Source organism: Sporocytophaga myxococcoides DSM 11118 (genome assembly GCF_000426725.1).
Lineage (GTDB): Bacteria > Bacteroidota > Bacteroidia > Cytophagales > Cytophagaceae > Sporocytophaga > Sporocytophaga myxococcoides.
Genome location: NZ_KE384562.1, coordinates 99,245 through 100,953, shown reverse-complemented (window position 1 = coordinate 100,953; position 1,709 = coordinate 99,245). Strand labels below are relative to the sequence as shown.

Below are 1,709 nucleotides of genomic sequence, written 5' to 3'. Positions count from 1 at the left end.
TGTAACGGAGGAAACAATGGTGCTATTAATATAAATACCATCACTGGAGGTACTGCTCCTTTCACTTTCTCCTGGTCTAACCTGGCCACTACTCAGAATATTTCTGGAATTGCTGCTGGAACTTACACTGTTCATATACTTGATTCTAAAGGGTGTACCAAAGATTCTACATTCACTATCACTCAGCCTACTGCTATTACTGTTACTCCTACTTCTACCAATGTAACTTGTAATGCGGGCAACAATGGCTCTGTTAATATCACCGTTGCTGGTGGAACTGCTCCTTATTCTTATTTATGGAACAATGGCGCTACTACTCAGAATTTAACAGGAGTTATCGCAGGTACTTATTCTGTAACTGTTACCGATTCTAAAGGATGTACTCAAACTGCTTCTGCTACAATAACTCAACCGGCGGCGGCTGTAATCACTCCTTCTGTTACTAATGTTAAATGTAATGCTGGTAGTGATGGTGTTATCGATCTGGCTATCGCTGGTGGTACTGCTCCTTACTCAACATTCACATGGTCTAATGGCTTTACTACTCAAAATATTACAGGAGTGCCCGCTGGACTTTACTCGGTTACTTTCTTTGACGCTAATGGATGTAAATATACTGCTTCCGCTACTATAACTCAGCCTACTCCGATCGTTGTGACTTCTTCTACTACTGACCCTACTTGCGGTGGAATTAGCAATGGAACTATAAACATTACAACAGTTTCTGGTGGTACTGCTCCATATACTTTCAACTGGTCCACAGGCGCTACTACACAAAATATATCAGGGCTGGCACCAGGTAATTATTTTGTAGACATAACTGATGCAACCTCTTGCACCAAAAAATTCAATTTCACACTGGGACAACCTGTTGCTTTCAATATTGATACTACTGTCACTCAGATAAAATGTAATGGTGATAATAATGGTGCTATTTCAGTAAACTCTATTTCAGGTGGTACCGCTCCATATACATTCAGCTGGTCTAATCTCGCTGCTACTCAAAGCATTTCGGCACTTTCTCCTGGCAATTACACTCTAAGCGTTTCAGACATAAACGGATGTCCCGCTACTTATTATTTCACTATTACAGAACCATCTCCTATTACAATTACTTCTACTACAACAGATGTTTCTTGTAATGGAAAAGATGGAGCTATTAGTATTACTGTAACAGGAGGAACTGCTCCTTATTCATATAGCTGGTCAAATAGTGTGACAACTCAAAACATTTCAGGACTTGATCCGGGAGTTTACAGTGTTGTTGTTACAGATAAAAATGGCTGTGTAAAAACTGCCTCATTTACTATCAATAATGCAACTCCAATAACTGTTGTACCAATAATAACCAATGTAACCTGCAATAGTGGAAACGATGGAGCTATTAGCCTGACAATTGCAGGAGGTACTCCTCCTTACTCGAACTTTGATTGGTCTAATCTGGCTACTACTCAAGACATAACAGGAATTTCTGCTAACACCTATACTGTAAAATTCAAAGATGCTAATGGTTGTTCATATACAGCTTCTGCAACTGTTACAGAACCTGCTCCAATCGCAGTTACTACTTCCATAACTGACCCAACTTGTGGTGGCATCAGCAACGGAGTTATTAACCTTACAACTGTTACTGGTGGTGTTGCGCCTTATTCTTTCAACTGGTCTACAGGTGCTACCACTCAGAATGTAACTGGGCTGGCTCCAGGCAA

At 40.4% G+C, this 1,709-nt stretch carries 1 pseudogene; it reads left to right on the top strand.

Annotation, left to right across the window (positions count from 1 at the left end):
* A pseudogene (locus K350_RS30590) lies at nt 1-1,709 on the top strand (hypothetical protein); the annotation flags it as partial.